This is a genomic window from Paenibacillus thermoaerophilus (genome assembly GCF_005938195.1).
Lineage (GTDB): Bacteria > Bacillota > Bacilli > Paenibacillales > Reconciliibacillaceae > Paenibacillus_W > Paenibacillus_W thermoaerophilus.
In genome coordinates this window covers 245-25,859 of the sequence record NZ_VCQZ01000035.1, presented here as the reverse complement: position 1 = coordinate 25,859, position 25,615 = coordinate 245, and the positions used below count along the sequence as shown (strand labels likewise).

The 25,615-nt window shown below is 55.1% G+C and carries 27 protein-coding genes and 1 tRNA gene; 10 read left to right on the top strand and 18 right to left on the bottom strand.

The genetic code is table 11. From position 1 onward, the window contains the following. The first annotated feature begins 203 nt into the window (after window positions 1-203). Window positions 204-395, top strand: a complete 192-nt coding sequence (locus FE781_RS16500) for a YjzC family protein (RefSeq protein ID WP_138790713.1) — start codon at window positions 204-206, stop codon at window positions 393-395. Between the two features lie 94 nt (window positions 396-489). Here FE781_RS16500 and FE781_RS16495 read toward each other — a convergent pair whose 3' ends face one another. The 5 genes from FE781_RS16495 to FE781_RS16475 all read right to left on the bottom strand — a co-directional run bounded on the left by FE781_RS16495 (window position 490) and on the right by FE781_RS16475 (window position 3,211). Beyond that, a complete protein-coding gene (locus tag FE781_RS16495; RefSeq protein WP_138790712.1) occupies window positions 490-813 on the bottom strand; it encodes a hypothetical protein in 324 nt (107 codons plus the stop codon). Window positions 814-1,615: 802 nt separating this feature from the next. Further along, a tRNA-Ser gene (locus FE781_RS16490) sits at window positions 1,616-1,703 on the bottom strand. An 80-nt stretch (window positions 1,704-1,783) separates the two neighbouring features. Then, complete coding sequence (locus FE781_RS16485) at window positions 1,784-2,008, bottom strand: DUF951 domain-containing protein (protein ID WP_138790711.1); 225 nt, start codon at window positions 2,006-2,008, stop codon at window positions 1,784-1,786. Between the two features lie 2 nt (window positions 2,009-2,010). After that, window positions 2,011-2,937: a mechanosensitive ion channel family protein gene (locus tag FE781_RS16480; RefSeq protein WP_138790710.1), complete on the bottom strand. Its 927-nt coding sequence runs from the start codon at window positions 2,935-2,937 to the stop codon at window positions 2,011-2,013. 31 nt (window positions 2,938-2,968) lie between these two features. Further along, window positions 2,969-3,211 (bottom strand): putative Se/S carrier protein, encoded by a 243-nt coding sequence (locus FE781_RS16475; RefSeq protein ID WP_211346392.1) that lies wholly within the window; start codon window positions 3,209-3,211, stop codon window positions 2,969-2,971. 108 nt (window positions 3,212-3,319) lie between these two features. Between FE781_RS16475 and yyaC the strand changes: the two genes are divergently transcribed. After that, window positions 3,320-3,913: a spore protease YyaC gene (yyaC, locus tag FE781_RS16470; protein WP_138790709.1), complete on the top strand. Its 594-nt coding sequence runs from the start codon at window positions 3,320-3,322 to the stop codon at window positions 3,911-3,913. On the opposite strand, the gene FE781_RS16465 is transcribed toward yyaC, so the two are convergent. The 12 genes from FE781_RS16465 to rpmH all read right to left on the bottom strand — a co-directional run bounded on the left by FE781_RS16465 (window position 3,896) and on the right by rpmH (window position 14,760). Next, entirely contained in the window at window positions 3,896-4,402 is a 507-nt protein-coding gene (locus tag FE781_RS16465) for a DUF4446 family protein (protein ID WP_170209574.1), read from the bottom strand. The two genes, yyaC and FE781_RS16465, sit on opposite strands and share 18 nt — an antisense overlap. 34 nt (window positions 4,403-4,436) lie before the next feature. Next, a complete protein-coding gene (locus FE781_RS16460; protein ID WP_138790707.1) occupies window positions 4,437-5,597 on the bottom strand; it encodes an aminotransferase class V-fold PLP-dependent enzyme in 1,161 nt (386 codons plus the stop codon). 144 nt (window positions 5,598-5,741) lie between these two features. Further along, the gene (locus FE781_RS16455; protein WP_138790706.1) at window positions 5,742-6,599 is read right to left on the bottom strand and encodes a ParB/RepB/Spo0J family partition protein; all 858 of its coding nucleotides are present in this window, start codon (window positions 6,597-6,599) and stop codon (window positions 5,742-5,744) included. Further along, complete coding sequence (locus FE781_RS16450; protein ID WP_138790705.1) at window positions 6,596-7,354, bottom strand: ParA family protein; 759 nt, start codon at window positions 7,352-7,354, stop codon at window positions 6,596-6,598. Before FE781_RS16450 ends, FE781_RS16455 begins: the two co-directional genes overlap by 4 nt. A gap of 48 nt (window positions 7,355-7,402) precedes the next feature. Then, window positions 7,403-8,230 carry a nucleoid occlusion protein gene (gene noc, locus FE781_RS16445; RefSeq protein WP_138790704.1) on the bottom strand — a complete coding sequence of 276 codons (828 nt, stop codon included), beginning with the start codon at window positions 8,228-8,230 and terminating at the stop codon, window positions 7,403-7,405. A gap of 232 nt (window positions 8,231-8,462) precedes the next feature. Beyond that, window positions 8,463-9,188: a 16S rRNA (guanine(527)-N(7))-methyltransferase RsmG gene (gene rsmG, locus FE781_RS16440; protein ID WP_138790703.1), complete on the bottom strand. Its 726-nt coding sequence runs from the start codon at window positions 9,186-9,188 to the stop codon at window positions 8,463-8,465. A 7-nt stretch (window positions 9,189-9,195) separates the two neighbouring features. Next, window positions 9,196-11,094, bottom strand: coding sequence for a tRNA uridine-5-carboxymethylaminomethyl(34) synthesis enzyme MnmG (gene mnmG / locus FE781_RS16435; protein WP_138790702.1), 1,899 nt, complete (start codon window positions 11,092-11,094; stop codon window positions 9,196-9,198). A gap of 22 nt (window positions 11,095-11,116) precedes the next feature. Continuing rightward, window positions 11,117-12,490 (bottom strand): tRNA uridine-5-carboxymethylaminomethyl(34) synthesis GTPase MnmE, encoded by a 1,374-nt coding sequence (gene mnmE / locus FE781_RS16430; protein ID WP_138790701.1) that lies wholly within the window; start codon window positions 12,488-12,490, stop codon window positions 11,117-11,119. 244 nt (window positions 12,491-12,734) lie between these two features. After that, window positions 12,735-13,358: an RNA-binding cell elongation regulator Jag/EloR gene (jag, locus tag FE781_RS16425; RefSeq protein WP_138790700.1), complete on the bottom strand. Its 624-nt coding sequence runs from the start codon at window positions 13,356-13,358 to the stop codon at window positions 12,735-12,737. After that, window positions 13,318-14,067, bottom strand: a complete 750-nt coding sequence (gene yidC / locus FE781_RS16420; RefSeq protein WP_246068223.1) for a membrane protein insertase YidC — start codon at window positions 14,065-14,067, stop codon at window positions 13,318-13,320. Before yidC ends, jag begins: the two co-directional genes overlap by 41 nt. 118 nt (window positions 14,068-14,185) lie before the next feature. After that, window positions 14,186-14,536 carry a ribonuclease P protein component gene (rnpA, locus tag FE781_RS16415; protein ID WP_138790699.1) on the bottom strand — a complete coding sequence of 117 codons (351 nt, stop codon included), beginning with the start codon at window positions 14,534-14,536 and terminating at the stop codon, window positions 14,186-14,188. A gap of 89 nt (window positions 14,537-14,625) precedes the next feature. After that, entirely contained in the window at window positions 14,626-14,760 is a 135-nt protein-coding gene (rpmH, locus tag FE781_RS16410; RefSeq protein WP_138790698.1) for a 50S ribosomal protein L34, read from the bottom strand. A gap of 602 nt (window positions 14,761-15,362) precedes the next feature. Between rpmH and dnaA the strand changes: the two genes are divergently transcribed. The 8 genes from dnaA to FE781_RS16370 all read left to right on the top strand — a co-directional run bounded on the left by dnaA (window position 15,363) and on the right by FE781_RS16370 (window position 25,386). Continuing rightward, window positions 15,363-16,721, top strand: coding sequence for a chromosomal replication initiator protein DnaA (gene dnaA, locus FE781_RS16405; protein ID WP_138790697.1), 1,359 nt, complete (start codon window positions 15,363-15,365; stop codon window positions 16,719-16,721). Between the two features lie 241 nt (window positions 16,722-16,962). Next, complete coding sequence (dnaN, locus tag FE781_RS16400) at window positions 16,963-18,105, top strand: DNA polymerase III subunit beta (RefSeq protein ID WP_138790696.1); 1,143 nt, start codon at window positions 16,963-16,965, stop codon at window positions 18,103-18,105. A gap of 22 nt (window positions 18,106-18,127) precedes the next feature. Then, entirely contained in the window at window positions 18,128-18,355 is a 228-nt protein-coding gene (yaaA, locus tag FE781_RS16395; RefSeq protein WP_138790695.1) for a S4 domain-containing protein YaaA, read from the top strand. Beyond that, window positions 18,356-19,486: a DNA replication/repair protein RecF gene (gene recF, locus FE781_RS16390; RefSeq protein WP_138790694.1), complete on the top strand. Its 1,131-nt coding sequence runs from the start codon at window positions 18,356-18,358 to the stop codon at window positions 19,484-19,486. Between the two features lie 2 nt (window positions 19,487-19,488). Next, the gene (gene remB / locus FE781_RS16385) at window positions 19,489-19,743 is read left to right on the top strand and encodes an extracellular matrix regulator RemB (protein ID WP_138790693.1); all 255 of its coding nucleotides are present in this window, start codon (window positions 19,489-19,491) and stop codon (window positions 19,741-19,743) included. 34 nt (window positions 19,744-19,777) lie between these two features. Beyond that, the gene (gene gyrB, locus FE781_RS16380) at window positions 19,778-21,688 is read left to right on the top strand and encodes a DNA topoisomerase (ATP-hydrolyzing) subunit B (RefSeq protein WP_138790692.1); all 1,911 of its coding nucleotides are present in this window, start codon (window positions 19,778-19,780) and stop codon (window positions 21,686-21,688) included. A gap of 12 nt (window positions 21,689-21,700) precedes the next feature. Continuing rightward, window positions 21,701-24,175, top strand: coding sequence for a DNA gyrase subunit A (gene gyrA / locus FE781_RS16375; RefSeq protein ID WP_138790691.1), 2,475 nt, complete (start codon window positions 21,701-21,703; stop codon window positions 24,173-24,175). Window positions 24,176-24,318: 143 nt separating this feature from the next. Next, window positions 24,319-25,386 carry an HD-GYP domain-containing protein gene (locus tag FE781_RS16370; protein WP_138790690.1) on the top strand — a complete coding sequence of 356 codons (1,068 nt, stop codon included), beginning with the start codon at window positions 24,319-24,321 and terminating at the stop codon, window positions 25,384-25,386. Here FE781_RS16370 and FE781_RS17660 read toward each other — a convergent pair. Then, on the bottom strand, window positions 25,383-25,615 hold a 233-nt coding region (locus FE781_RS17660; RefSeq protein WP_211346391.1), incomplete at its 5' end, for a hypothetical protein. The genes FE781_RS16370 and FE781_RS17660 overlap by 4 nt on opposite strands.

The following is a 25,615-nucleotide window of genomic DNA, read 5'->3' as shown; positions in this document are numbered from 1 at the left end:
AGAAGACAACAACAGGATAACACAAAAACAACAACCGTCCAAGTCACTGGAACGGGCGGCTACGCAAATTAACAAAGTGACATTTTTACAGACGAGTTAAGGTGACATTTTCACAGACGCTTGACAGATCAAAACAATCCCATCAATACGGCTCCTCCCGCGTGGGCACAATACAACCGACTACGCTTCAGGAGGTGAAGCCGATGGGCGAACCCACACATTTCCGCCCCGGAGACAAAGCGCCGAACGACGGCGAATACATCGAGGTTGGGGAGTACAATCCGCACATGGGGATAACGGACCCGAAGCACATCACGCTCAAAAAAGGGGAACGGTTCCCGGAAACGACAAACGACAGACGCCACTGGATGAAAAAAGCGAAGCCGGTGCACTAAATAGGCGGCGGCCCGGGATCGTCTTGTTCGGGCCGCCTTCTGGCGGTATTGTGTGTATAAGGAACAGCATCCCGCCGTAACGAGTTGCCGTCTTTTATCTCGCGCCTTCCCATGTTCTTCGCAGCGCTTCCCGGACGTCGGGCCGATTCGCCGCTTCCTCCGCTTTCGCGCGAAGAGGGTCCTTCTCGGAAGCTAACTTCTGCACCGTCTGGTGCAGCGGATTGTCGAACCAATCGGTCTCCAAGTCGGCCTCTTTCCAGAAGCAGGCGGCCACCCGCCACGACTGCTCCGCCTCGTCGGGCTCGTACCAGATGATTCCCGTGCGTCCCAGCCCCGTCTCGTCCGCCTGTTTCATCTCGGCATGGATGTAGGAGTTGTTCTTGCTTTCGACAACGCCTACGATCACGATATCGTCCATTGGCGATCCCCTTCGTTTTCCCGGCAAAAAGTCTTATCGCTTACAGCATGGGCAAGGAACGCAACGGTTATCCCTGATCGGCAGAATCGGTCAGCGTTCGCCGAAATGTCAACCCCGCATCGCCTAGCCCCATCGTCTAACGATCGTTCGCCGTCTCTCGCGGCATCATGCGGGCCTTGAGGCACTTTCCGATCCTCGCCTGAATCGTTGCTGACGAGTCCAATCTGCCTTCGCCGGAATGCGGCTTTTCTTGAGCGTGCCGTTTGGACAGGTATACGTTATTTTTTATCGCTATCACCCGAAATTCGAGAAACGGGGTGAACCCTAGCGATATAAAATATCGCAAAACACCTAAATTCGTCCAAATATTTGCCTTAAATCCTTCTTTTATAATATTTCATATCGCTAACGGGGCCCAAGACGAGCGATTCGATTGGGGTTAATGATATTTGTTATTCTTAATGGCCTCAGCCGGGAAAGAGGGCCGCGATAATGGTAAGGGACAAAACGCTTCTGCCAAGCTGCGTGGGGATCCTGCTCCCTGCTGCAGACGCCCAACCTGCCTCCGAGCTGCGCCGTCCTGTCTTTGCGCGAAGCGCCGCTCCTGCCGAAATGTCGTTGCCCGGCCTTCTCCCTCTCCGCTGCATGCCAACCGTGTGCCATCCGTAGATTCACCGAACGCGCCGGACACTGCATGACCACGCAGCCGAATGGATCTTCGTCTCAGACGACAGCCGGAGGTCCTCCCTTGCCGACACAATAAAAAAAGCCCGCCAATGGCGGACTTGATCGTTCCTTTATACGGAGAGGGTGGGATTCGAACCCACGCACGCCTTGCGACGCCTAGCTGATTTCGAGTCAGCCCCCTTGGACCACTTGGGTACCTCTCCACGCTCTTGATGCCTCCAAACCAGAAGCGGACAAGAGCTATAATAACATAAACTGCGACGGGAATGCAACGGGTTTTCGATTATTTTTCGTTATCCGGTTTGGCTTCTTCGGCCTGCTTCGACACCAGCACCTTGCGCAGTTTTTTCTCGAACTCCGCCCTCGGAATCAGCACGCTATGCTTGCAGCCCTCGCAGCGGATGCGGATGTCCATGCCCATGCGGATCACTTCCCACCGGTTCGTCCCGCACGGATGCTGCTTCTTCATCTCCACAATGTCGCCCAGTTGAAAGACTTTACGTTCCACTTTCAAGCCCCTCCCTTCGCCTCTTGACGATGATACGTCACCATGCGCGGATAAGCGATCTCGATTCCCGCCTCGTCGAAGGCGCGCTTAATCTCCAGGTTCAGCTTGCGTCCGATGCCGATGTGCTGGTTCGGCTTGCACTCCGCGATGACACGCAGCACGACGCCAGTCGCCCCCAGCGCCTGAACCCCGAGAACCTCCGGCGGTTTGACGATTTCTTCCGATTCGAGATGAACGCGGTCCACCGTCTGTTTCATCAAATCCATCGCTTTCTGCACATCCGCCTCGAACGCCACCGTCACATCGATAACGGCAAGCGTGTTATGTACGGAGAAGTTCGTAACCTCCGTAATCGATCCGTTCGGCAAAATATGGACTTCCCCCGTCCAACTGCGGATCTTCGTGACGCGCAAGCCGATCTCCTCGACCGTGCCCTTGAACTGATTGACCTGAATAACGTCGCCTACGGCAAATTGATCCTCGAATATGATGAAAAATCCGGTAATGACGTCTTTGACCAGGCTCTGCGCGCCGAATCCGATCGCCAGACCGACGATTCCCGCCCCTGCCAGCAGCGGCGCCAGATTGATATTCAGTTGGCTCAGAATAAGCAGAATCGCGATGAAATTGATGGCGTACGTGATTATATTGCGGATCAGCTTGCCGATTGTGCGCGTGCGGCGGGGATCGATCTTCAGGCGACTTTCCTCGCGGTCCTTGATCAAATGCTGAATGGTCTTATCCGACACCACGATGATAATTCTTGCGATCAACAGCACCAAAACAATCTTGAAGAGGACGAACAGCGCCTCCGCCCAAAATTGCCCGGACATCAACGTCGACGAGATCGTTTCCTTGAACTCTTCAAAGCCGCTTTTCACGTTGCCGCCGCTCGACGCCGTGCTCAAGGCCGAGATCCATTCCAGCATGTTCGCAATCGCTCCTTCTTCTTTCAAACCGTCAATGACCGACTAATCGGTAGACACCATCCATATATTGGTATATTCCTCGAATTTCAACCTTTTCTTGTTCAATGATCTCTTGCACCGTGTTGAGCTGCTCTTCGGGAAACTCGATCGATAGCGCGCATCCGGCCGTAATCTCCTTTGGCGTCGGACGGATGTCGATGTCGATATCGGCATATTCCAGCAGCATCTCCGTTCGCAGCGCCTGTTGGGTGGAATCGAACGCAATCAGCATCATCCAAATTTGCCCCTTCTTCCCCATCTTTGCCGACGCGGGGTATAATCCTCCGATTTCAGGCATAGACTACTAAAAAATGAATTCCGATTCATAGAGGAGTTGCCCATGATGAAGCTCTTTCCTTTTTCCGGCGAACCGAAAAAGCAGCCTGTGCTTAAAGTGCCTTATTCCGACCGCGACACCGTCGAATCCCTTGTTCGCAGGCTCTCCGCCGCCTTCAAGGAGGTCCCTCAGCAGCAGCCCATTTTGATCATCTGCATCGGCACCGACCGGTCGACCGGAGACGCTTTGGGTCCCCTCGTCGGTTCGAAGCTGCAAAAGCAAGCCTGTACCGACTTCCACATATTCGGCACACTGGACGAACCGGTACATGCGATGAACTTGCGCGAAACGTTGGACAAGATCGAACGAAGGTTCAAAAATCCTTATATCGTCGGCGTAGACGCCTGCCTCGGCCAAGTCTCCAGCGTCGGCTGCATCCAGGTCGGAGACGGACCGCTCAAACCGGGCGCCGGCGTCAGCAAAGAACTTCCGCCCGTCGGCAACATTCATATTACCGGAATCGTCAATGTCGGAGGGTTCATGGAGTATTTTGTCCTGCAAAACACGAGATTGAGCCTGGTGATGAACATGGCGGACACGATCTCGCGCTCCCTGCATCTGTCGCTGCTTAGCGCCAACCGATTAACGGCCAGCTCCTGACGCCGGTTGCGCCATCGCTTGTTCGATGGCCTGCTTCTCCTCGGGGCTTAACGTGTAGGACGAGTCCCCCCGGTCAACCGGCTTTGCGTAGACGTACGTCTCTTCCCGATTGCGTATCCCTGTCAGCACGAACCCGTTGCGTTCTTCATCCAGCACCGCGATCGAGAAGCTGAGATCATGGCCTCCTTCTCCGTAGGCGTTGTAACGGCGGACGGCCGCGAATCCTTTCAAGGCACGCACGCGTTCCTGCCAATGCGCGAGCGTGCTTTTCGTTTTGCGCAGATCCTCCTTCAGCCGATTCGTCTCTTCCTGCATGGAGATCAGCAGCTCTTCTAGGTCGCCCGGCCGCCCCCCGTTCATCATCGCGGCGTACCGTTTGCGAAGCTTGTTCAGCTTCGCTTGAATCGCAACAATCCAAACCATCAGCGCCAGAGACAGTCCTGCCGCTCCGAGCGCAATCCACTCTGCCTGTTCCCGTATCCAATCCACTGACTCTTCCATCCTTTTCGCCAATCGTCTTGCTTTAAACCGAATAATGCTTTACGATTTCCGTTACGGCAGCGACGAGCGCATCCGCATCTTCCTTCGTCGAGAACGGCCCCACGCTGGCTCTTACGGCTCCCGTCTTCGACGTCCCTGCCGTCTCATGGGCCAGCGGCGTGCAATGATAACCCGAACGGACGGCAATCCCGAAGCTTTGGTCCAAGATGAAGGCAAGCTCGGAGCTGTCGATCCGCTCGCTCGCGAACGAGACGATGCCCGTCCGATCCTCGCCAGCGTCGGGCCCCAACAACCGGATTCCGCTTAACCCTCTCAGCCCTTCCATCATCCGGACAGCCAACTCGCGTTCATGCCGGTGAATATCCGCCACCCCGCGTTCCAGCACATATTCAACGCCCACAGCGAGCCCGGCGATTCCCGGCGTATTGGGCGTACCCGACTCGTATCGGTCAGGACGAACCTGGGGCTGATCGACCGCCTCCGATTGACTTCCGGTTCCGCCATGAATCAACGGTTCAAGATCGACCTCCGGGTGAATATACAAGCCGCCGGTCCCTTGCGGGCCCAACAGCCCTTTATGGCCCGGAAACGCAAGCAAGTCGATCCCCATCTTCTCTACGTCGATGGCTACGCTGCCGGCGCTTTGAGCCGCATCCACGAGAAAATAAACGCCGCGCTTGCGCGTAATCGCCCCGATCTCTTCAATCGGCACGATGGAGCCCAGCAGATTGGAGCTATGCGTGGCGACAACGAGTTTCGTATTGCTTTTGATGGATCGGGCGACTTTCGCCACATCGAGTCTCCCCTGTTCGTCCGTCTCGACGTAAGTCAGCTCCAACCCTATGGTTCGCTTCAGATATTCCAGAGGCCGCCTTACCGAATTATGCTCGACGGATGTGCAGACCACATGATCGCCCGGCTTCAGCAACCCTTTTATCGCCATGTTCAACCCCATCGTCGTGTTCAGGGTAAAGTGAATGTCGTTCGGATTCCGAATCTGGAACAGCTTGGCCAGCTTTTTGCGCGCGTCGAACAAAACCCGGCTGGCCGTTACGGCCATTTGATGATTGCCTCTGCCGGGATTTGCGCTTTGTTCTTCAATCGCTCTAACGACTGCTTCTTTCACCCCGGGTGCTTTCGGCCAGGAGGTTGCAGCGTTATCCAAATAGATAAACCCGTTCATTTCGGCCTCTCCCCCAAGGATAAACGGCTTTGCCGCCCTTATCGTTTCGCACATCAGCGCGGACAACAAAGCATACCTCATGCAGCTTAGATTGCCGCCTCGGTATGCTCTATCATCGGTTTCTATTCGTATTGTACCCGACAATCAGCCCTGCAACAATTCCAAGAGCCGTTCCAAATCTTCCTTTGAGTAATACAAAATTTCGATTTTGCCTTTGTTCTTGTCGTCCTTGATTTTGACGGTTGTGCGGAACCGATTGCGAAGCTGCTCCTCCAAATCCGCGATATACGGATTTGTTTTTTCTTTCGATGCCTTTTGCGCCGCTTTGGCCGGCTGCTTATTGTTGGAAGCATCCAAATTCTGAATGGCCTGCTCCAGTTCACGGACGCTCCATTGTTCGCGTATCGCTTGTTCCGCCAGCCTTAGCTGCTCTTTTTCGTTTTTGATCCCGACAATCGCGCGGGCATGCCCCATCGACAATGTTCCACGTGAAACATATTGTTTGATCGTGTCCGGCAGTTGCAGAAGCCGCAAAAAATTCGCAATATGAGAGCGGCTTTTTCCAACCTTGATCGAAAGTTCTTCTTGCGTGAGATTAAAATGGTCGATAAGTCCTTGATAAGCCAGCGCTACTTCCAAAGCGTTCAAATCCTCGCGCTGCACGTTTTCGATCAGGGCGATCTCCATCACTTGTTCGTCCGAGAACGAACGGACAACTGCAGGAATCGTCGCTTTTCCGGCTAATTGGCTCGCGCGGAACCTTCGCTCCCCGGCGATGATCTCGTAACCCTTGACCACGGATCGAACGATAATCGGCTGAATAACGCCGTGTTCCTTGATGGATGCGGCCAGCTCTTGAATGCTTTCTTCATGGAACGTCTTCCGCGGTTGATACGGATTCGGACGCAATTGATTCAGCGAAATCTCGATAACCTTGTCGTCTTCATTGATGCTCAGAGCAGGGATTAAAGCATCCAAACCTCTGCCCAACCGTTTACTCATTGCTGCACCACTTCCTTTGCGAGTTCCATATACACTTCCGCTCCCTTGGAACGGGGATCGTAAGTGATAATGGATTGACCGTGGCTAGGCGCTTCGCTTAGACGAACATTGCGAGGAATAATCGTTTGATACACTTTTTGCTGGAAATACTTCTTCACTTCCTCGATGACCTGCATGCCCAGATTCGTCCGCGCATCGAGCATGGTCAGCAGTACGCCTTCGATTTGCAACGACGTGTTGAGATGTTTTTGTACGAGTCTGACCGTGTTCAGCAGTTGGCTCAACCCTTCGAGCGCGTAATACTCGCACTGGATCGGGATGATGACGGAATCTGCTGCGGTCAGCGAATTAATCGTCAAGATGCCGAGCGAAGGCGGACAATCGATCAAAATGTAGTCGTATTGATGCTTGATCAATTGAAGCGATTTTTTTAATCGAACTTCGCGCGATATAGTCGGAACCAGTTCGATTTCCGCGCCCGCCAACTGAATGGTGGCCGGGATAATTTTCAGGTTTGGGATATTCGTATCGAAAGTCGCATCCTTCGGATGGACATCGTTAATGAGCACGTCGTAGATGCAATGGGCCACATCGGCTTTGTTGATCCCGATCCCGCTTGTCGTATTGCCTTGGGGATCAATGTCTACCAGCAGCACCCTTTTTCCCAGCGTTGCCAGCGATGCGCCCAAATTGACGGATGTCGTAGTTTTGCCGACCCCGCCCTTTTGGTTGGCAACAGCTATGATTTTAGACAACTTCTCCACCTCATTTTTTCATCCACTCACCGCTGCGAATGCAAGGGTTCAGCGTTTCGGAATCCGAATGACAAATTCGTAATGATCTTCATGATTTTGTTCGTCGAGTTTGATCGGCATGCCCGAGCTGGCCACCATATCGATCGATTGACGAATCGTATTGATCGCGATCCGAATATCTTTACTTAACGTCAGCCGTTTCCCTTTTTTCTCTTTTGCCGCACCCCGCAACTGCTTGTACAATTCGATACGGCTTTCGGTCTGCTTGACGCTTAATTCCTTCGCAATAATCTCGTCCAGAACTTTTTCTTGAATCTCGGCCGAATCAATAGCCAACAGCGCCCGAGCGTGACGTTCCGTCACTTTCCGATCCATAAGCGCCTGCTTGACCTTGTCGGGAAGCTGGAGCAAGCGAATTTTGTTCGCAATTGTCGACTGGCTTTTGCCGAGTCGCTGAGCCAGACTTTCCTGCGTCAGGTTATGCATCTCCATCAACTGCTGATAGGCAACCGCTTCTTCGATCGATGTCAACCCTTCGCGTTGAAGGTTTTCGATCAGGGCAATCGATGCCGCCTGCGAATCGTTAAACTCGCGAATAATAGCCGGAATCGTCTCCAACCCCAGCTTTTTCACGGCGCGCAGCCGGCGCTCTCCGGCAATCAGCTCATACTGCTGATTCCGGACACGGACCACGATCGGCTGAATAACGCCGTGAGTCTTGATGGTTTGACAAAGTTCATCGATCCGCTCATCGTCAAATACCGTTCTTGGCTGATACGGACTCGGGATGATCTCCCCTACCGGCAATTGGCGAACTTCATCCGTAGGGGTCTTGTCCGAAGAAAATCCGAACAATTTAGACAGTTGCTCTTTCATCCATCCATCACCCTGGCTATACAAAACTGGCGGTCGGTTCTATGCTGAAGAGTCAGACCCGTTCGCTAATTCCTTCATTAATGGTATTCTCCATCCGATTGGCAATATCCTGCACACGCGCCTTTGAAAAGCGCTGAAAATATCGCAAGCGTTATCCTGATGTTCATATGTTCCACGTGGAACAAAAAAGGATTCCTCCACTCAACAGCAAGTCGAACGAGGAATCCTCCGTTTACTGAACCAACGGCTGCTTAATGGGTACGCCGGCTTTGCGCGGATATTTCTTGGGTGTATCAGCTTTCTTGCGGATGACGAGCAGATGCCGATCTGCTTCCTCCAAAGGCAGCAGCATGACTCGATCTTCGATTAATTCGCCTTGCAGTTGCCGGAGACTGAACTGAGATTCCTCCAACTCTTCCCTCGCCTGGGCCCCTTTCATCGCGATAAAGACGCCGCCCGGACGAACGAACGGAAGACACAATTCGTTTAATACCGACAATCGGGCTACCGCCCGGGCCGTTACGATGTCGTACCGGTCCCGGTGGGCGCTGTCGCGGCCCGCATCCTCCGCTCTGGCATGGATCAGGGTAACTTCCTTCAACCCCAACCGGTCCGCGACATGCTGCAGAAATCCGATCCGTTTCTTTAACGAGTCGACAATCGTTAAAGAGATATCCGGAAACATGATTTTGAGCGGAATGCCCGGAAACCCCGCCCCGGAACCGATGTCCGCGACACGTTTCGCGCCTGTGATCGGGTGCACAAGCGACACCGTCAGCGAATCGAAAAAATGTTTGACGTATACCTGCTCGCGATCGGTGATGGCGGTCAGATTCATCCGTTCATTCCATTCAACGAGCAATTGATAGTACAACTCGAACTGCTGCAGTTGTCTGTCGGTGATGTTTATCCCGTCCTTGCCCAGCAGCTCGACAAAAGAACTCATGACCGCATCCATCAACCTGTTACCCTTTCGCGGCCGCGGAAGCGGCCTTTCCATACGTTTCAAGATAGACGAGCAAAATGGAGATGTCGGCCGGAGTCACTCCCGAGATCCTCGACGCCTGGCCGATCGACACCGGCCGGATCTGCGACAGCTTTTGTTTTGCCTCATTCGCGATGCCGTGAACGGCCCAATAATCCAGATCCGGCGGAATCCGCCGTTTTTCCAGCTTTTCAAGACGTTCGACATGTTGAAGCTGCTTTTCGATATATCCCGCGTATTTGATTTGAATTTCGACCTGCTCCATCATTTCCTCGTCGAGTTCGTAAGGAGAAGGCGAGATGCTGGCAATATGCGAATACGATACCTCCGGACGGCGCAGCAACGACTGCGCATCTACGCTGTTATTCAAAACAACCGTTCCGAGAGATTGCAGCAGCTCCTGCACGTGCGGTTCGGGACGAATCTTCGTCGTCCGGAGCCGCTCGATCTCCAGCTCCACCAATTCCTTCTTCCTTAGGAACTTCCGATACCTCTCCTCGGAAATAAGCCCGATCTCGTAGCCGATCGGCGTCAGACGCAGATCGGCATTGTCGTGGCGGAGCAGCAGCCGGTATTCCGCCCGGGACGTCAGCAGCCGGTACGGCTCGTTTGTTCCCTTGGTGACCAGATCGTCGATCAGGACGCCGATATACGCCTTGGAGCGATCCAGGATGACCGGCTCTTTGCCTTGCACCTTGCGCGCGGCATTGATTCCCGCCATCAAGCCTTGACCGGCCGCTTCTTCATATCCGGAAGTGCCGTTAATTTGACCCGCGGTGAACAATCCGGGGATAGCTTTCGTTTCCAACGAAGGCCAGAGCTGCGTGGGCACGATGGCATCGTACTCGATCGCATATCCCGTCCGCATCATCTGCACTCGCTCCAGGCCCGGAATCGAACGCAATATTTGCAATTGCACTTCCTCCGGAAGGCTGGTCGACAATCCCTGCACGTAATATTCCGAAGTGTTGCGGCCTTCCGGCTCCAGGAAAATCTGGTGCTTCGGCTTGTCGCTGAAGCGGACGATTTTGTCCTCGATCGAGGGGCAATACCTCGGGCCCGTTCCTTCAATCTGACCCGTAAACATCGGGGCCCGATGCAGATTGGCGTTGATGATTTCATGCGTCTCCGGAGCCGTATAGGTCAACCAGCAAGGAAGCTGGGGCTCGCCGGGGCCTTCCTTCGTCTCGTAGGAGAAAAACTTCGGAATTTCGTCTCCCGGTTGAATCTCCATTTTGTCGAAATCGATCGTTTCGCCGTGAACGCGAGGAGGGGTTCCCGTCTTGAAGCGGACCAGCTCGAGCCCCAGCTCACGGAGGTGTTCGGACAGTTTAATGGAAGGCTGCTGGTTGTTCGGACCGCTCTCGTACATCACTTCGCCCATTATCACTTTGCCGCGAAGATAAGTGCCTGTCGTCACGACAACCGCTTTCGCCCGGTACTCCGCGCCCGTTTTCGTAATGACGCCTTTGCATTCGCCGTCCTCGACGATCAGACGCTCCACCATGCCTTGACGCAGCGTCAGTTTGGGCGTGCTTTCGATCGTCTCCTTCATTTGACGCTGATACAGCACTTTATCGGCTTGCGCGCGCAGCGCGTGAACCGCAGGCCCTTTGCCTGTGTTGAGCATCCGCATCTGGATAAACGTTTTGTCGATATTGCGCCCCATCTCGCCTCCGAGAGCGTCAATCTCCCGGACGACGTGTCCTTTTGCGGGTCCGCCAATCGAAGGATTGCAGGGCATAAACGCCACCATGTCCAGATTGATGGTGATCAGCAGCGTCTCGCACCCCATGCGCGCCGCGGCCAGCGCGGCTTCGCAGCCGGCATGCCCGGCTCCGACCACGATGACGTCGTAACTCCCGGCTTCGTAACCCATCCTGATCCCTCCTTGCCACGTATTATTTGCCCAAGCAAAATTGGCTAAAGATTTGATCGATAAGCGATTCGCCTACCGAATCCCCAATAATTTCCCCCAGCTTCTCCCAAGCCTGGCGGATATCGATCTGAATCATATCGATCGGCACGCCGTTTTCGGCGGCCGTTTTGGCTTCCTCCAACGCCGACTGCGCTTGCGAAAGCAACCCGATATGTCGAATATTGCTGACCATTGTCGAATCGTCGGATGCAACTTCACCGGAGAAAAACAAATCCGCGATCGCCGATTCCAACTGATCCAATCCTTGCTGCTCCTTGACCGACATCGACACGATCCGTTCGCCGAACCGTTCCCGCACCTCTCCGATCTCGATGCGTTGAGGCAGGTCCAATTTGTTGACGATGACGATTGTCGGCCGGTCTTTCACCTGTTCCATCAGCTCGTACTCCGATGGGTCAAGCGGTTCGCTTCCGTTGAGGACCAGCAAGATCAGATCCGCTTCGTCCATCGCGCCTCGCGACCGTTCGACCCCGATCCGTTCGACCACATCGTCGGTCTCCCGGAGGCCTGCCGTATCCAGAAGCTTCAGCGGTATCCCTTTGACGGTCACATATTCTTCGATCACGTCGCGGGTCGTGCCGGGGATATCGGTGACGATCGCTTTGTTTTCCCGCGCCAGAGCGTTCATCAACGAAGATTTGCCGACATTCGGCCGTCCGATAATCGCCGTTTTGATGCCCTCGCGATAAATCTTCCCTTCGCCGGCCGTTCTCAGCAGCTTCGCGATCGCTTCGATCGCTTTGTCGCACCGCTCGCGGATATACGCGCTTGTCATTTCCGCCACGTCATGCTCGGGGTAATCGATGTTCACCTCGATGTGCGCCATCAATTCCACCAATTCCGTGCGAAGCGCGCGAATCTGCCGGGACAGCGCCCCCTCCGATTGCTTCTGCGCGACGGCGAAGGCCCGGTCCGACTTCGCCCGGATCAGGTCGATCACCGCTTCCGCCTGTGAGAGATCAATACGTCCGTTCAAAAAAGCCCGCTTCGTGAATTCGCCGGGCTCCGCCATCCTTACGCCGTGGCGAAGCAGCAACTCCAACACGCGCCGAACCGCAACGATTCCGCCGTGGCAACTGACCTCGACGACATCCTCCATCGTGAACGATCGCGGAGCCCGCATGACCGTAACCAGCACTTCATCGAGACGTTCCCCGCTTTTGGGATCGACGATATGGCCGTAATGAACCGTATGCGTCGGAACTTGCGTCAGCTTGGACCTGGATCGAAATACCTTTTCCACGATCGGAACCGAATCCGGTCCGCTCACCCGAATCACCGCGATGCCTCCCTCTCCCGGGGGCGTCGAGATGGCGCCGATGGTATCCGTCAACATGGCTGTCCCCCCTTCCTGTCAGACGTTGACCGATGTTGTTCCCATGGGAATCATGCCTGAGGATACGTTCTGATGTTGGCACAAAACCAGATCCGCATGGAGACGAAGCTCTCCTACGATCTGGTTTGTCATATAAATACCGTTTCTATGCTACAGCCAACCTGCGAGTAAAACGGCTCCTCCATCCGGAACAAGCGGACGGGAGCCGTTTTTACGCGGGTAATGTAATTCGATAACATCCGTGTTACTTCGCCGCAATGACGACGCGGCGGTTCGGATCTTCGCCTTTGCTGAACGTCCGTACGTGAGGATGGTTCTGCAGGCGCGAATGAATGATCTTCCGTTCCTGCGACGACATGGGCTCGAGGACAATTTCCTTGCCCGAACGGCTTACGCGCTCGGCCAGCCGATCGGACAGCTCCTCCAGCGTCTGGCGCCTTCTCTCGCGGAAGTTCTCCGCGTCGATCACGATCCGTACGAACTTGTCCGAATATCGGTTCGCGACGATGTTGGCCAAGTATTGAAGAGCGTCCAGCGCTTGCCCCCGGCGCCCGATAATCAGGCCCATATCGCTGCCGTTCAGACGAATCGTCGCCCCTTCGCGGTCGCGATCGACCTCGACGTTCGCCTGAAGCCCAATCGCTTCGAGCACCTCCCGCAGGAATTGCTCCGTCTCTTCGACCGCATCCGGCTCCAGCTCCAACTGCACCTTCGCCGGTCTCGCGCCGATCAGTCCGAACAATCCCTTATTCGGCTGCTCCAGCACGGTGACGTTCACACGCTCGCGAGCCGCGCCGAGTTCCCTCAGTCCGGCCTCGATCGCTTCCTCAAGCGTTTTTCCGCTGCTTACCACGACTTTTCTCTTCATTTGGCTTGGCACCCTCTTTTTTGCTACCGCCATATAAGAAATAATTTTGTACGATGGTAAACAAGTTGCCGTAGATCCAGTAGAGCGGCAATGCCGAAGCGAAGGACATCGACATCGCGAAAATGAGCACCGGGAAGATAAACATCAAGCTGCGCATCTGCGCGGTCATTTGCGCCGACATCTGCTTTTGCTGAATGAACGTGGTCAACGCCGCGATGGCCGGCAAAATGTAATACGGGTCCGGCGTCCCAAGCTGAAGCCACAGGAAATCGTGCGTATAGATCGATTCGTTCCGCATGATCGCACTGTACAAGGCGATCAGGATCGGCATCTGCACCAGAATCGGCAAGCAGCCGGCCAGCGGATTGACGCCGTGCAACTGGTACAGCTTCATCATTTCTTCCTGCATCTTCTGCGGATTATCCTTGTACTTCTCCCTCAGCTTCAGCATTTCCGGCTGAATGGCCTGCATTTTCTTGGAGCTCTTGTATTGCTTGAGGTTAAGCGGAAGGACAATAAGCCGGATAATGATCGTGACGACCAGGATGGCCAGTCCGTATTCGTTCCACAACAGATCGGCGAAGAAATCAAGCGCTTCCGACAAGGGGTACACAAAATATTTCGTAAAGAAACCGGCCGTTTCCGGATCGATCGGATTCGTTTGCGGATTCATCGTGGAGCAGCCGGTCATCAGGACCAGCATCGCCATGGCGAGCGAGATCCAGATCATGCGCTGTTTCGAACGTGTCAACAGTAGTCCTCCTAAGTAAATGCGGTCGTTCATCCCCGAATTGGTCTCGATAAACATTTCGTTACACTTCAATATATCACAACTTGGTATTCTTTAAAAGCGAAGCCTTTTTCAGAACATGCATCAGACTGCGTTCCATCTCCGCGTACGTCATGTCCACGGCGGGCTTGCGGATAATGATGACCAGATCGTACCCGGTCTCGATCCGTTCTTCGTTCAGCCGCACGATTTCTTTGATCATCCGCCTCAGTCTGTTGCGCACGACCGCGCCTCCCAGCTTTTTGCTGGCCGATATGCCGACGCGGAACCGTTCGAGCTTCGGGCGCCTCAAATAATATAGAACAAACTGATGGTTCGCCGCCGATTTGCCCCGGTTGTACACCTGGCTGAACCATTCCCGTTTGGTCAGTCGCAGTTCTCTCTCCAAATGCGACGCCGCCCCCCATTCCCTTCAGCATTTGCTTATGTGTCGGCTAAAGAAAAAAGACCACTGCTGGAGTGGCCTTGATTCCGACATTACGCGGACAGAACTTTTCTTCCTTTTTGACGGCGCGCTTTCAGCACTTTGCGACCGTTTTTCGTGCTCATGCGGGCACGGAAACCATGTACCTTTTTGCGCTTGCTCACGTTCGGACGGAAGGTCGGTTTCATTGGGACACCTCCTCAGTTCATACGTCTTTCTCCAGGCAGACGGCGCCACCCTCCGCGAGAGTGAAGCCCGAATGCCGATGTGCGATCAAATCTGATCGTTTTCATTTCAAAAAACACCTTTCTCCATTAAATCATTAGGACCCCGAAAAGTCAACGTCCATTTAACCGGACGCCGGATCGGTAAATCTTGCATGAACCCGGTCCGCCGGCGTCATATTTCGCCATCATACCGGCCTGTGGATAACATTTTAACCGGTTTCGGTCGGATTATGTCGATTTCGGCACAGGTTATACACAATATGTAGTGTTGTTGATAACATTCATCCACTATGTATAGAATATGTGGATAAGAACGGCTGTTTCGTTGTATATCGGGACTTTTTCTGCTATATTGATATTGTTTCGGCTGTGGACAGTCGCGTCCACGGCTATTTTTATCAACAACCTGTGGATAACATTGTGAACAATTATCCTCACCCTATTATCCACAGTCCTTCCGTATGACGGGATACTGTGGATGTTTTCGACTGCCGTTCGGATAATACGACATCCTATCTACTTTTTTGCAAGACCGTCCCGAATGTATAAGGAGTGAATGGTTTGTGGACAGCCATCTGACGGAATTGTGGCAGCAGGTTTTATCGGTGATTCAGACCAAGCTAGCCAAACCGAGCTTCGATACTTGGTTAAAACCGACACGCGCGGTAGAGTTGACAGGCGACGTGCTCACGATCGCCGCGCCGACGACGTTTGCCAAGGAATGGCTGGAAAGCCGATATACCAAGTTGATTACGGCATCCGTCTACGAGACGTTTTCCCGGCATCTCAATGTCCGCTTCGTCGTAGTCGCTTCCGACCAGGATCATCCCGTGGCCGCGCAGCCTCAGCATCAGGCCGTCCAGACCGCCTCGAACGGCGTTGAGGAACCGTTCCAGACGATGCTTAATCCGAAATACGTGTTCGAGACGTTTGTCATCGGAGCCGGCAACCGGTTTGCCCATGCCGCGTCGCTCGCCGTCGCCGAAGCGCCGGCCAAAGCCTACAACCCGCTGTTCCTCTACGGAGGCGTCGGACTGGGCAAAACGCACCTGATGCACGCGATCGGCCACTACGTGATTCAGCACAATCCGTCGGCCAAGGTGCTCTACATCTCGTCCGAAAAGTTCACGAACGAGTTCATCAATGCCATCCGGGACAACCGCGGCGAAAGCTTCCGCAGCAAATACCGCAACATCGACGTTTTGCTGATCGACGACATTCAGTTTTTGGCCGGCAAAGAGCAGACGCAGGAGGAATTTTTCCATACGTTTAACGCCCTGCATGAGGAACGCAAGCAGATTATTATCTCCAGCGACCGGCCGCCGAAGGAGATTCCGACTCTGGAGGACCGCCTCCGCTCCCGCTTCGAATGGGGCCTGATCACGGACATTCAGCCGCCGGATCTGGAGACGCGGATCGCCATTTTGCGCAAAAAGGCCAAAGCGGAGAACCTGGACATCCCGAACGAAGCGATGATCTACATCGCCAACCAGATCGATACGAACATCCGGGAGCTGGAAGGCGCTCTCATCCGGGTCGTCGCCTACTCTTCCCTGATCAATCAGGACATTACGGCCCATCTCGCGGCGGAAGCGCTCAAGGACATCATCCCGTCGAGCCGGCCCCGGCAGATCTCGATTCAGGACATCCAGCAGAAGGTCGGCGAGTTTTACGGCGTGAAGCTGGAAGATTTCAAAGCGCGCAAGCGGACGAAAGCCGTCGCGTTCCCGCGCCAGGTGGCGATGTACCTCTCCCGGGAGCTGACCGACTACTCGCTGCCCCGTATCGGGGAAGCGTTCGGAGGCCGGGATCATACGACCGTCATCCACGCGCACGAGAAAATATCGCAAGCGCTGCAGAACGATCCGGAGCTGTACAAAATCATCAACAGCCTCAAGGAAAAAATCAAAAACCAGACGTAAGACATTCGTTGGGCGGCCGCGAAAGGACGCGGCTGCCCAACGCAATCTTGCAAACAAGACGTCCCGAGCCTATGCACAGCCTTATTCACATGTGGATAGGCTCCGTTTCGTGTTTTTTATCCACTTATCCACATATTCAGCGATTCTATTACTATTACTACTAAAATTTTTTAAAAAGAATCAGATGATAATAGGTATGCAGCACCGAAACTTTTTAGAAGCGCAGGAGTGAGCCCGTTCCATGAAACTGACCGTACAAAAAGACCGCTTCAACGAAGCCGTTCAACACGCCTCCAAAGCGATATCGAGCCGCACCGCCATTCCGATCCTGAGCGGGATCAAGATCGAAGCCGACGCCAAGGGCTTGGTCCTGACCGCAAGCGACACGGACATCTCGATCCAATGTTTTATCCCGGCCGAAGAAGACGGCATGCGGCTGGTCCATCTGGAAAGGGAAGGAAGCGTCGTCTTGCCCGCCCGATTTTTGAGCGAGCTGATCAAAAAGCTCCCCTCCCCGCAGGTCGAGCTCGAAATGGGCGACTCCTTCCTGACGACCATCCGTTCGGGTTCGTCGGAAGTCCAGATCATGGGACTCGATCCCGAGGATTATCCGCAGTTGCCCGAGCTGGAGGAGAACCGGCGGTTTACGCTTCCTTCGGACTTGCTGAAGTCGATGATCAAGCAAACGGTCTTCGCCGTGTCCACCAATGAGAGCACGCCGATTCTGACGGGCATCCTGTGGAACGTCAACGATCAGCGCATCAAATTCACGGCATGCGACCGCCACAGGCTGGCCAGCCGCACGACGTCGCTCGACGTGGACGCGGACTTCCAGCTTCCCGCCGTCGTCATCGCCGGCCGCACGATGGGCGAGCTGAACAAAATCCTGCCGGACGACAACGCCCTCATCGACATTGTCATCGCGGACAACCAGGTGCTGTTCCGGCTGCCGTCCCTGCTGTTCTATACGCGGATTCTCGAAGGGACCTATCCGGATACGTCGAGGCTGATCCCGACTTCGTTCCAGACCGAGATCGTCATGGATACGAAAAATCTGATCGACGCGATCGACCGGGCCAACCTGCTCTCCCGGGAGGAGAAGACCAACATCGTCCGCTTGTGGATGAAGGAGGACGGCACGATCGAGATTTCCTCCAGCTCTTCCGAGCTCGGGAAAATGACGGAGCAGTTGAATGCCCATTCCATCACGGGAGAATTGCTGCGAATTTCCTTTAACTCCAAATATATGCTGGACGCCCTGCGCGCCATCGACAGCGACCGGATCCATATCGGATTTTCGGGAGCGACCGCGCCGATCATCATCCAACCGGAAGACCGGACCGGCGTGCTGCAGCTTATACTGCCCTACCGGACAACCAACTGACGGGCGGGAGGAGGAATTCCCCATGAGACAAATCCCGATTCGGGACGAATACATTACGCTTGGTTCTCTGCTGAAGCTGGCGGATTGCATTTCGACAGGCGGCCAGGCCAAGATGTTCCTGGAAGAGACGGACGTGAAGGTGAACGGAGAGCCGGAGAAGCGGCGGGGGCGCAAGTTGAGACCGGGCGACGTCATTCAGGTGGAGGGCTGCGGCCCATTCCAGGTAACGGCCTCCCGGGAGGATACTTGATTGCACCTCGAACAATTGAAACTGAGCCATTACCGCAATTACCGGGAGATCGAGCTGCGTACGGACCATCAGGTCAACTTGTTCGTCGGGCGCAACGCCCAGGGCAAGACGAATCTGCTTGAGGCGATTTACGTACTGGCGCTGACCAAATCGCACCGCACCCATCACGATCGCGAGCTGATCGGCTGGGAAGGTGAGACCGCGCTGATCTCCGGGGATATTCGCCGCAAGCTGGGCCCTTGCCGCATGGAGCTTTCGATCTCGTCCAAGGGCAAGCGGGCGAAGCTGAACGGTCTGGAACAGCGCAAATTAAGCGAATACGTCGGCACGCTGAATGTCGTCCTGTTCGCCCCGGAGGATCTGCATATCGTCAAAGGCTCGCCCGGCGTGCGCCGCCGGTTCCTCGACATGGAGCTCGGCCAAGTGTACCCCGCCTACCTCTACGACCTGTCCCAGTACCAAAAGCTGTTGACGCAGCGGAACAACCTGCTGAAGCAGTCGGCGGGAAAACCGCTCTCCCCCGGTCTGCTGGAAGTATGGGATGAGCAGTTGGCAACCGTTGGTATTAAAATTATGAAAAAACGTCAAAGCTTTATAAAAAAACTGCAAGCATGGGCGGAAAGCATCCACCGCGGCATCACCGGCGGCGGAGAATCGCTTGTCGTGTCCTATGCGCCGTCCGTCCCGTTCACCGAGGGGGAATCTGATTCTGTTCTCTTCGACCGATTTATGTTAAAGTTAACACAGGTGAAAGAACAGGAGCTTCGGCGGGGCGTATCGCTTGTCGGTCCGCATCGGGACGATCTGACGTTTACGATCAACGGCAGAGACGTGCAGACGTTCGGTTCGCAAGGACAGCAACGCACGACCGCGTTGTCATTGAAGCTGGCGGAGATCGAACTGATCGCCGAGGAAGTCGGGGAGTATCCCCTGCTTCTTCTGGACGATGTGCTGTCGGAGCTCGACAAGTACCGGCAGACGCAATTGATTGAGACATTTCAGGGCAAGGTGCAGACTTTCGTCACGACGACGGGACTGGAAAGCGTGAATTTTGAGAAGCTGCGGGACGCAGCCGTCTACCGGGTATCGGCCGGAGAGGTGGACGTGCTGGCCGGCGGCGCGGAGGTGTAATGATGTTTATTCATTTGGGCGGAGAAAAGGTGATTCGGTCGTCGGAGCTGATCGGCATTTTTGATCTGTCGATCGAACGGTCCTCCAAAATTTCCAAGCACTTCGTGCAGCAGGCCAGCCTCGAGAACCGGATTGAAATCATCGGCGAAGAAGAAAGCAAATCTCTGGTCGTGACGCGTTCCCGAGTCTATTATTCTCCCATCTCCTCGTCGACGCTGAAAAAGCGGGCCGAGTCGATCTCGCATCAACTGCAATAACGAACAGGCCCATCATGTCAAAGTAGGTGAAACCATGTCCGTCAATCAACATACGTACGACGAAAATCAGATACAGGTGCTGGAGGGACTCGAAGCCGTCCGCAAGCGGCCCGGCATGTATATCGGTTCGACCAGCGTCAGAGGTCTTCATCATCTGGTCTGGGAGGTCGTCGACAACAGCATCGACGAAGCGTTGGCCGGGTTCTGCAATAAAATCGACGTCATCGTGCATCAGGACAACAGCATCACCGTCATTGACAACGGCCGGGGCATCCCGGTCGGCGAACACCCGAAGCTGAAGAAGTCCACGGTCGAAGTCGTGCTTACCGTCCTGCATGCCGGCGGGAAGTTCGGCGGTGAAGGGTACAAGGTGTCGGGCGGTCTTCACGGCGTCGGCGTATCGGTCGTCAACGCCTTGTCCGAGCATTTAACCGTGACGGTCAAGCGGGAAGGCAAGATTCACCGCCAGGAATATTGCCGCGGCGTTCCCCAGTACGACTTGAAAGTGATCGGTACGACCGATGAGACCGGTACGGAAGTGACGTTTAAGCCGGATGCGGAGATTTTCACGGAGACGACCGAATACGACTTCGATACGCTGCAGTCGCGTCTGCGCGAACTGGCATTTTTGAATAGAGGGATCGAAATCAATCTGCTCGACGAGCGCACCGGCCAGTCGCAGCAGTTTTATTACGAAGGCGGCATCATCTCGTTCGTCGAGTACCTGAACCGTACCCGCGATCCGGTTCACCAGCCGCCGATTTATATCGAGGGCGAGAAGGACAACATCCGCGTAGAGATCGCGCTCCAATACAACGACAGCTATACGGAGAACATTTATTCGTTCGCCAACAATATCAACACGCATGAAGGCGGGACGCACGAATCCGGCTTCAAGAGCGCGCTGACGCGTATTTTGAACGATTACGCCCGCAAAGCCAATATGCTGAAGGACAACGACTCCAACCTGACCGGCGACGACGTGCGCGAAGGGCTGACGGCGATTATCAGCGTTAAAATTCCAGACCCGCAGTTCGAAGGCCAGACGAAGACGAAGCTCGGCAACAGCGAAGTGCGCGGGATCGTCGAGTCGATGTTCGCGGAAAAATTTCAAGAATTTCTGGAGGAAAACCCGGCGATCGCCAGACGCATCCTCGAGAAGGGCATTCAGGCGCAGCGCGCGAGAGAGGCGGCGCGCAAGGCGCGCGAGCTGACGCGGCGCAAGAGCGCCCTTGAGGTCAGCTCCTTGCCGGGCAAACTGGCGGACTGCTCGTCCAAAGACGCGTCCATCAGCGAGCTGTTCATTGTCGAGGGCGACTCGGCGGGCGGCTCCGCCAAGCAAGGGCGCGATCGCCATTTTCAGGCAATTTTGCCTCTTCGCGGCAAAATCCTTAACGTCGAGAAATCGCGGCTGGACAAAATCCTGTCCAACGCCGAGATCCGCGCGATCATCACCGCGCTCGGGACGGGCATCAGCGATGATTTCGACATCACGAAGGCGCGTTATCACAAGATTGTGATCATGACGGACGCCGATGTCGACGGCGCCCATATCCGGACGTTGCTGCTGACGTTCTTCTACCGCTACATGCGCAAGCTGATCGAAGCCGGATACGTCTATATCGCGCAGCCGCCGCTGTTCAAGCTCGAACGGAACAAGACGGTCCGCTACGCCTACTCGGAAAAGGAACGGGACGCGATCCTCAAGGAATTCGGCGAAGGAGCCAAAGTGAACATTCAGCGCTACAAAGGTCTGGGCGAGATGAACGCCACTCAGTTGTGGGAGACGACCATGGATCCCGAAGCGCGTACGCTCCTGCAGGTCACGATTCAGGACGCAATCGAAGCGGATCTGATTTTCGATCAGTTGATGGGCGACAACGTCGAGCCGCGCCGGGACTTTATCCAACAACACGCCAAATTCGTCAAGAATCTGGATATTTAACGGAGGTTCCCCATGGCCGATCAAGCTAATCCGAACATCAAGGATAAAGATATCGTCACGGAGATGCGCACGTCCTTCATGGACTACGCGATGAGCATCATCGTCAGCCGCGCGCTGCCGGACGTCCGCGACGGCCTGAAGCCGGTTCATCGGCGCATTTTGTACGCCATGTCAGAGCTCGGCATGTCGCCGGACAAACCTTACAAGAAATCGGCCCGGATCGTCGGGGAAGTGATCGGCAAATACCATCCTCACGGCGATTCCGCCGTCTACGAGACGATGGTCGGCATGGCGCAGGACTTCACCTACCGCTATATGCTGGTGGACGGCCACGGCAACTTCGGTTCGATCGACGGCGACATGGCGGCGGCGATGCGGTATACGGAAGCGCGCATGTCCAAAATCTCGATGGAACTGCTTCGGGACATCAACAAGGAGACGGTCAACTTCCGTCCGAACTACGACGGAGAGGAGACGGAGCCGGAAGTGCTGCCGTCCCGTTATCCAAATCTGCTTGTAAACGGCTCCTACGGCATCGCCGTCGGCATGGCCACGAGCATTCCGCCGCACAACATGACCGAAGTAATCGACGGCTTGTTGTATTTGATCGATCATCCCGACGCCACCACGTCGGATCTGATGCAGTATATCAAGGGTCCCGACTTCCCGACGGCCGGTTTGATCCTGGGCCGTTCGGGCATCCGCTCGGCGTACCAGACGGGCCGCGGCTCGGTCGTCATGCGGGCGCGGACCGAGATCGAGGAAAGCGGCGGCAAGGCGCGGATCATCGTCACCGAGCTGCCTTACAAAGTCAATAAAGCGAAGCTGGTCGAGAAAATCGCCGAGCTTGTCCGCGACAAATATATCGACGGCATTACGGACCTGCGCGACGAGTCCGACCGCAACGGCATGCGCGTCGTGATCGAGCTGCGGCGCGACGTCAACCCGAACATCGTGCTGAACCATTTGTTCAAGCATACGCCGATGCAGTCCACCTTTGGCATTATTATGCTTGCGCTGGTCAATAATGAACCGAAAATTCTCACCCTGAAGGACATGCTCCATTATTACCTGGAGCACCAGAAGGAAGTGATTCGCCGCCGGACCGAATACGACCTGAAAAAGGCGGAGGCCCGCGCGCATATTCTGGAAGGGCTGCGGATCGCTCTCGACCATCTGGACGAGATTATCGCTCTCATCCGCGCTTCGCATACGACGGAGGACGCGCGCGACGGTCTGATGGCGCGCTTCGGACTCACCTACGAGCAAGCGCAAGCGATTCTCGACATGCGTCTGCAGCGCCTCACCGGACTGGAACGGGAGAAGATCGAGGCCGAATATCAGGAGATTCTCGTGAAAATCGCCGAATACAAGGCGATTCTCAGCGACGAACGCCTGCTGCTCGGCATCATCAGCTCGGAATTGACCGAGATCAAGGAGCGGTTCGGCGACGAGCGCCGCACCGAGATCACGATCGGCGAAGAGAACATTCAGGACGAAGATCTGATTCCGCAGGAAGACGTCGTCGTGACGATCACCCACAGCGGATACGTGAAGCGTCTGCCGCTGACGACCTACCGGGCTCAGCGGCGCGGCGGCCGCGGCGTGATCGGCATGGAGACGAAGGATCAGGATTTCGTCGAGCATCTGTTCGTGACGAACTCGCACCAGACATTGCTCTTCTTCACGAACAAGGGCAAGGCTTATCGGTTGAAGGCCTACGAGATTCCGGAACTGAGCCGGACCGCCCGGGGGACCCCGATCATCAATCTGATCCAGATCGAACAAGGCGAGACGATCAACGCGGTTATCCCGGTCGACACGTTCGAGTCCGGACAGTTCCTGTTCTTCGCTACGCGCCGGGGGATCGTCAAAAAGACGCCGCTCGCCGACTTCTCCAATATCCGCAAAGTCGGTTTGATTGCGATCCTGCTTCGCGAGGATGACGATTTGATCGGAGTCAAGCTGACGGATGGCAACGGCCAAATTATTATGGGGACGCGCAACGGCATGTCGATCCGTTTTGCCGAGGAAGAGGTGCGTCCGATGGGGCGTTCGTCGACCGGGGTGAAGGGAATCACCTTAAGCGACGAAGACGTCGTGATCGATATGGATGTCGTGAAGGAGCACAACGACGTGCTGATCGTCACCTCCAAAGGGTACGGCAAGCGGACGCCCGTCGACGATTACCGGCTCCAGACCCGGGGCGGCAAAGGCATCAAGACGTTGAACATTACGGCAAAGAACGGTCCGGTCGTCGGTCTCAAAGTTGTGCAGGAAGAGCAAGACCTGATGATTATCACGGCCTCCGGCACGGTGATCCGGATGGCTCTTGCCGGAGTCAATTCGATGGGACGGAACACCCAAGGCGTCAAGCTGATCAATATCCGCGACGACGACGAAGTCGCGACGGTTGCGGTCGCGCACAAAAGCGAAGATTCGGCGGAAGAAGGCGGCGACGCCGACCACGACGAGCCAAGCGAATAAAAAAGTCAGAGACAGCCTCCGGCCGGCAGGCTGTCTCTCTTTTTCGCGGAATCGCGCGAGGGGCCGGACGATCTGGGTCTTTTCAATGCCAGAAATGTCCATTAAGATGAACGTAGACACAACGGTGGAGAGTGGGACTGTATATGCCAAAAATACAAGTGTCGTCGGCCAAACCGGGCGATCGGCTGCTGGAGGACGTCATCACCAAATTCGGCAGCGTGCTTCTGCAAAAAAACCGGACGTTGACCGCCAGAGATATAGATGTGCTGAACGCTTTTTTGATCTCGACCATAGACGTCCAGCGCAGCGGCGAGACCGAGCCCGTCCAAGAGCAGAAAGCGGATGCTCCGGCGATGAACGAAGCCGAAAAGCCATTTCACGAGGCATACGACCAACTGCTGCAGCTATTGAAGAAGTTTTTCCGTATCGCGGAGTCCAACGGGGTTTTGCCGGTGATCGAGATCCGCAAATCGTTGGAGCAGGTTCTGTCCCATATCGATCAGTACCATCTGCTGAGCTTCGTTCCCCGGCAGTTCCAAACGAAGGACTATTTATACCATAACAGCATCCAGGTTGCGTTAACCTCTTATCAGATCGCCAAAAGCCACGGTTTGCCTTCCAAAGACTGGGTGCCGGTCGCGCTGGCGGGATTGCTGCACGATATCGGCAACATGCGCATCGACCGGTCCATCCTGGAGAAGCCGGGCAAATTGACCAAGGACGAGCTGGAGGAAATGCGCAAGCATACGTTATACGGCTACCAGATTCTCAAGCCGATCGCCGCCTTCAACGACGGGATCAAATTAAGCGCGCTTCAGCATCACGAGAAGGAAGACGGCAGCGGCTATCCCATGGGGCTGAAGGGCGACAAACTTCATCCGTACGCCAAGATCATTGCAGTGGCGGACATTTATCATGCGATGACAAGCGACCGCTCCCACAAAAAGGCCGATTCCCCTTATCTGGTCCTTGAACAGCTATACAAAGAATCGTTCGGCAAGCTTGATCCCTACGTCGTGCAGACGTTCCTGAATAAAGTCACCCAAGTGCAAAACGGCGTCATGGTCAGGCTGAGCGACGGCCGCATCGGGGAGATCATCTTCACCAATCGCGATCACCCGACTCGGCCGATGGTCAATGCCAACGGAACGATCATCAATCTGGCCATCGAGCGCAATCTGTACATTGAAACGGTCCTTCCGAAAATTTAATAGGCAGAAAGAACAGCAAACACCAGCCAAATCTGCGATAAAAAAGAAGGACGAAGATGCTTGACTTCGTCCTTCCGTTCATGATATATTACTCCTCGCCGCTTCGAACGGCATGACAAGCTGCAGCAAGCCGGAACGGCTGCTACGGCCTCATGGATGGGAGAAAAGGCGCGTGCAAGCACGCCGGCGATGCCGGTTCCGGAAGCCCGATCGGGCGGACGGAAAAATT

What these genes read in the sequence shown, in the direction of transcription:
- mnmG (WP_138790702.1), bottom strand. Translation starts at nt 11,094, where the DNA reads ATGGGTTACGAAGCCGGGAGTTACGACGTCATCGTGGTCGGAGCCGGG.
- rsmG (WP_138790703.1), bottom strand. Translation starts at nt 9,188, where the DNA reads ATGGATGCGGTCATGAGTTCTTTTGTCGAGCTGCTGGGCAAGGACGGG.
- yyaC (WP_138790709.1), top strand. Translation starts at nt 3,320, where the DNA reads ATGAAGCTCTTTCCTTTTTCCGGCGAACCGAAAAAGCAGCCTGTGCTT.
- gyrB (WP_138790692.1), top strand. Translation starts at nt 19,778, where the DNA reads ATGTCCGTCAATCAACATACGTACGACGAAAATCAGATACAGGTGCTG.
- FE781_RS16500 (WP_138790713.1), top strand. Translation starts at nt 204, where the DNA reads ATGGGCGAACCCACACATTTCCGCCCCGGAGACAAAGCGCCGAACGAC.
- FE781_RS16455 (WP_138790706.1), bottom strand. Translation starts at nt 6,599, where the DNA reads ATGAGTAAACGGTTGGGCAGAGGTTTGGATGCTTTAATCCCTGCTCTG.
- FE781_RS16370 (WP_138790690.1), top strand. Translation starts at nt 24,319, where the DNA reads ATGCCAAAAATACAAGTGTCGTCGGCCAAACCGGGCGATCGGCTGCTG.
- jag (WP_138790700.1), bottom strand. Translation starts at nt 13,358, where the DNA reads ATGAAGAGAAAAGTCGTGGTAAGCAGCGGAAAAACGCTTGAGGAAGCG.
- gyrA (WP_138790691.1), top strand. Translation starts at nt 21,701, where the DNA reads ATGGCCGATCAAGCTAATCCGAACATCAAGGATAAAGATATCGTCACG.
- dnaN (WP_138790696.1), top strand. Translation starts at nt 16,963, where the DNA reads ATGAAACTGACCGTACAAAAAGACCGCTTCAACGAAGCCGTTCAACAC.
- FE781_RS16480 (WP_138790710.1), bottom strand. Translation starts at nt 2,937, where the DNA reads ATGCTGGAATGGATCTCGGCCTTGAGCACGGCGTCGAGCGGCGGCAAC.
- remB (WP_138790693.1), top strand. Translation starts at nt 19,489, where the DNA reads ATGTTTATTCATTTGGGCGGAGAAAAGGTGATTCGGTCGTCGGAGCTG.
- FE781_RS16475 (WP_211346392.1), bottom strand. Translation starts at nt 3,211, where the DNA reads ATGATGCTGATTGCGTTCGATTCCACCCAACAGGCGCTGCGAACGGAG.
- FE781_RS16460 (WP_138790707.1), bottom strand. Translation starts at nt 5,597, where the DNA reads ATGAACGGGTTTATCTATTTGGATAACGCTGCAACCTCCTGGCCGAAA.
- noc (WP_138790704.1), bottom strand. Translation starts at nt 8,230, where the DNA reads ATGAAAGAGCAACTGTCTAAATTGTTCGGATTTTCTTCGGACAAGACC.
- rpmH (WP_138790698.1), bottom strand. Translation starts at nt 14,760, where the DNA reads ATGAAACCGACCTTCCGTCCGAACGTGAGCAAGCGCAAAAAGGTACAT.
- mnmE (WP_138790701.1), bottom strand. Translation starts at nt 12,490, where the DNA reads ATGTTGACGGATACCATCGGCGCCATCTCGACGCCCCCGGGAGAGGGA.
- yaaA (WP_138790695.1), top strand. Translation starts at nt 18,128, where the DNA reads ATGAGACAAATCCCGATTCGGGACGAATACATTACGCTTGGTTCTCTG.
- yidC (WP_246068223.1), bottom strand. Translation starts at nt 14,067, where the DNA reads ATGGCGATGCTGGTCCTGATGACCGGCTGCTCCACGATGAATCCGCAA.
- FE781_RS16495 (WP_138790712.1), bottom strand. Translation starts at nt 813, where the DNA reads ATGGACGATATCGTGATCGTAGGCGTTGTCGAAAGCAAGAACAACTCC.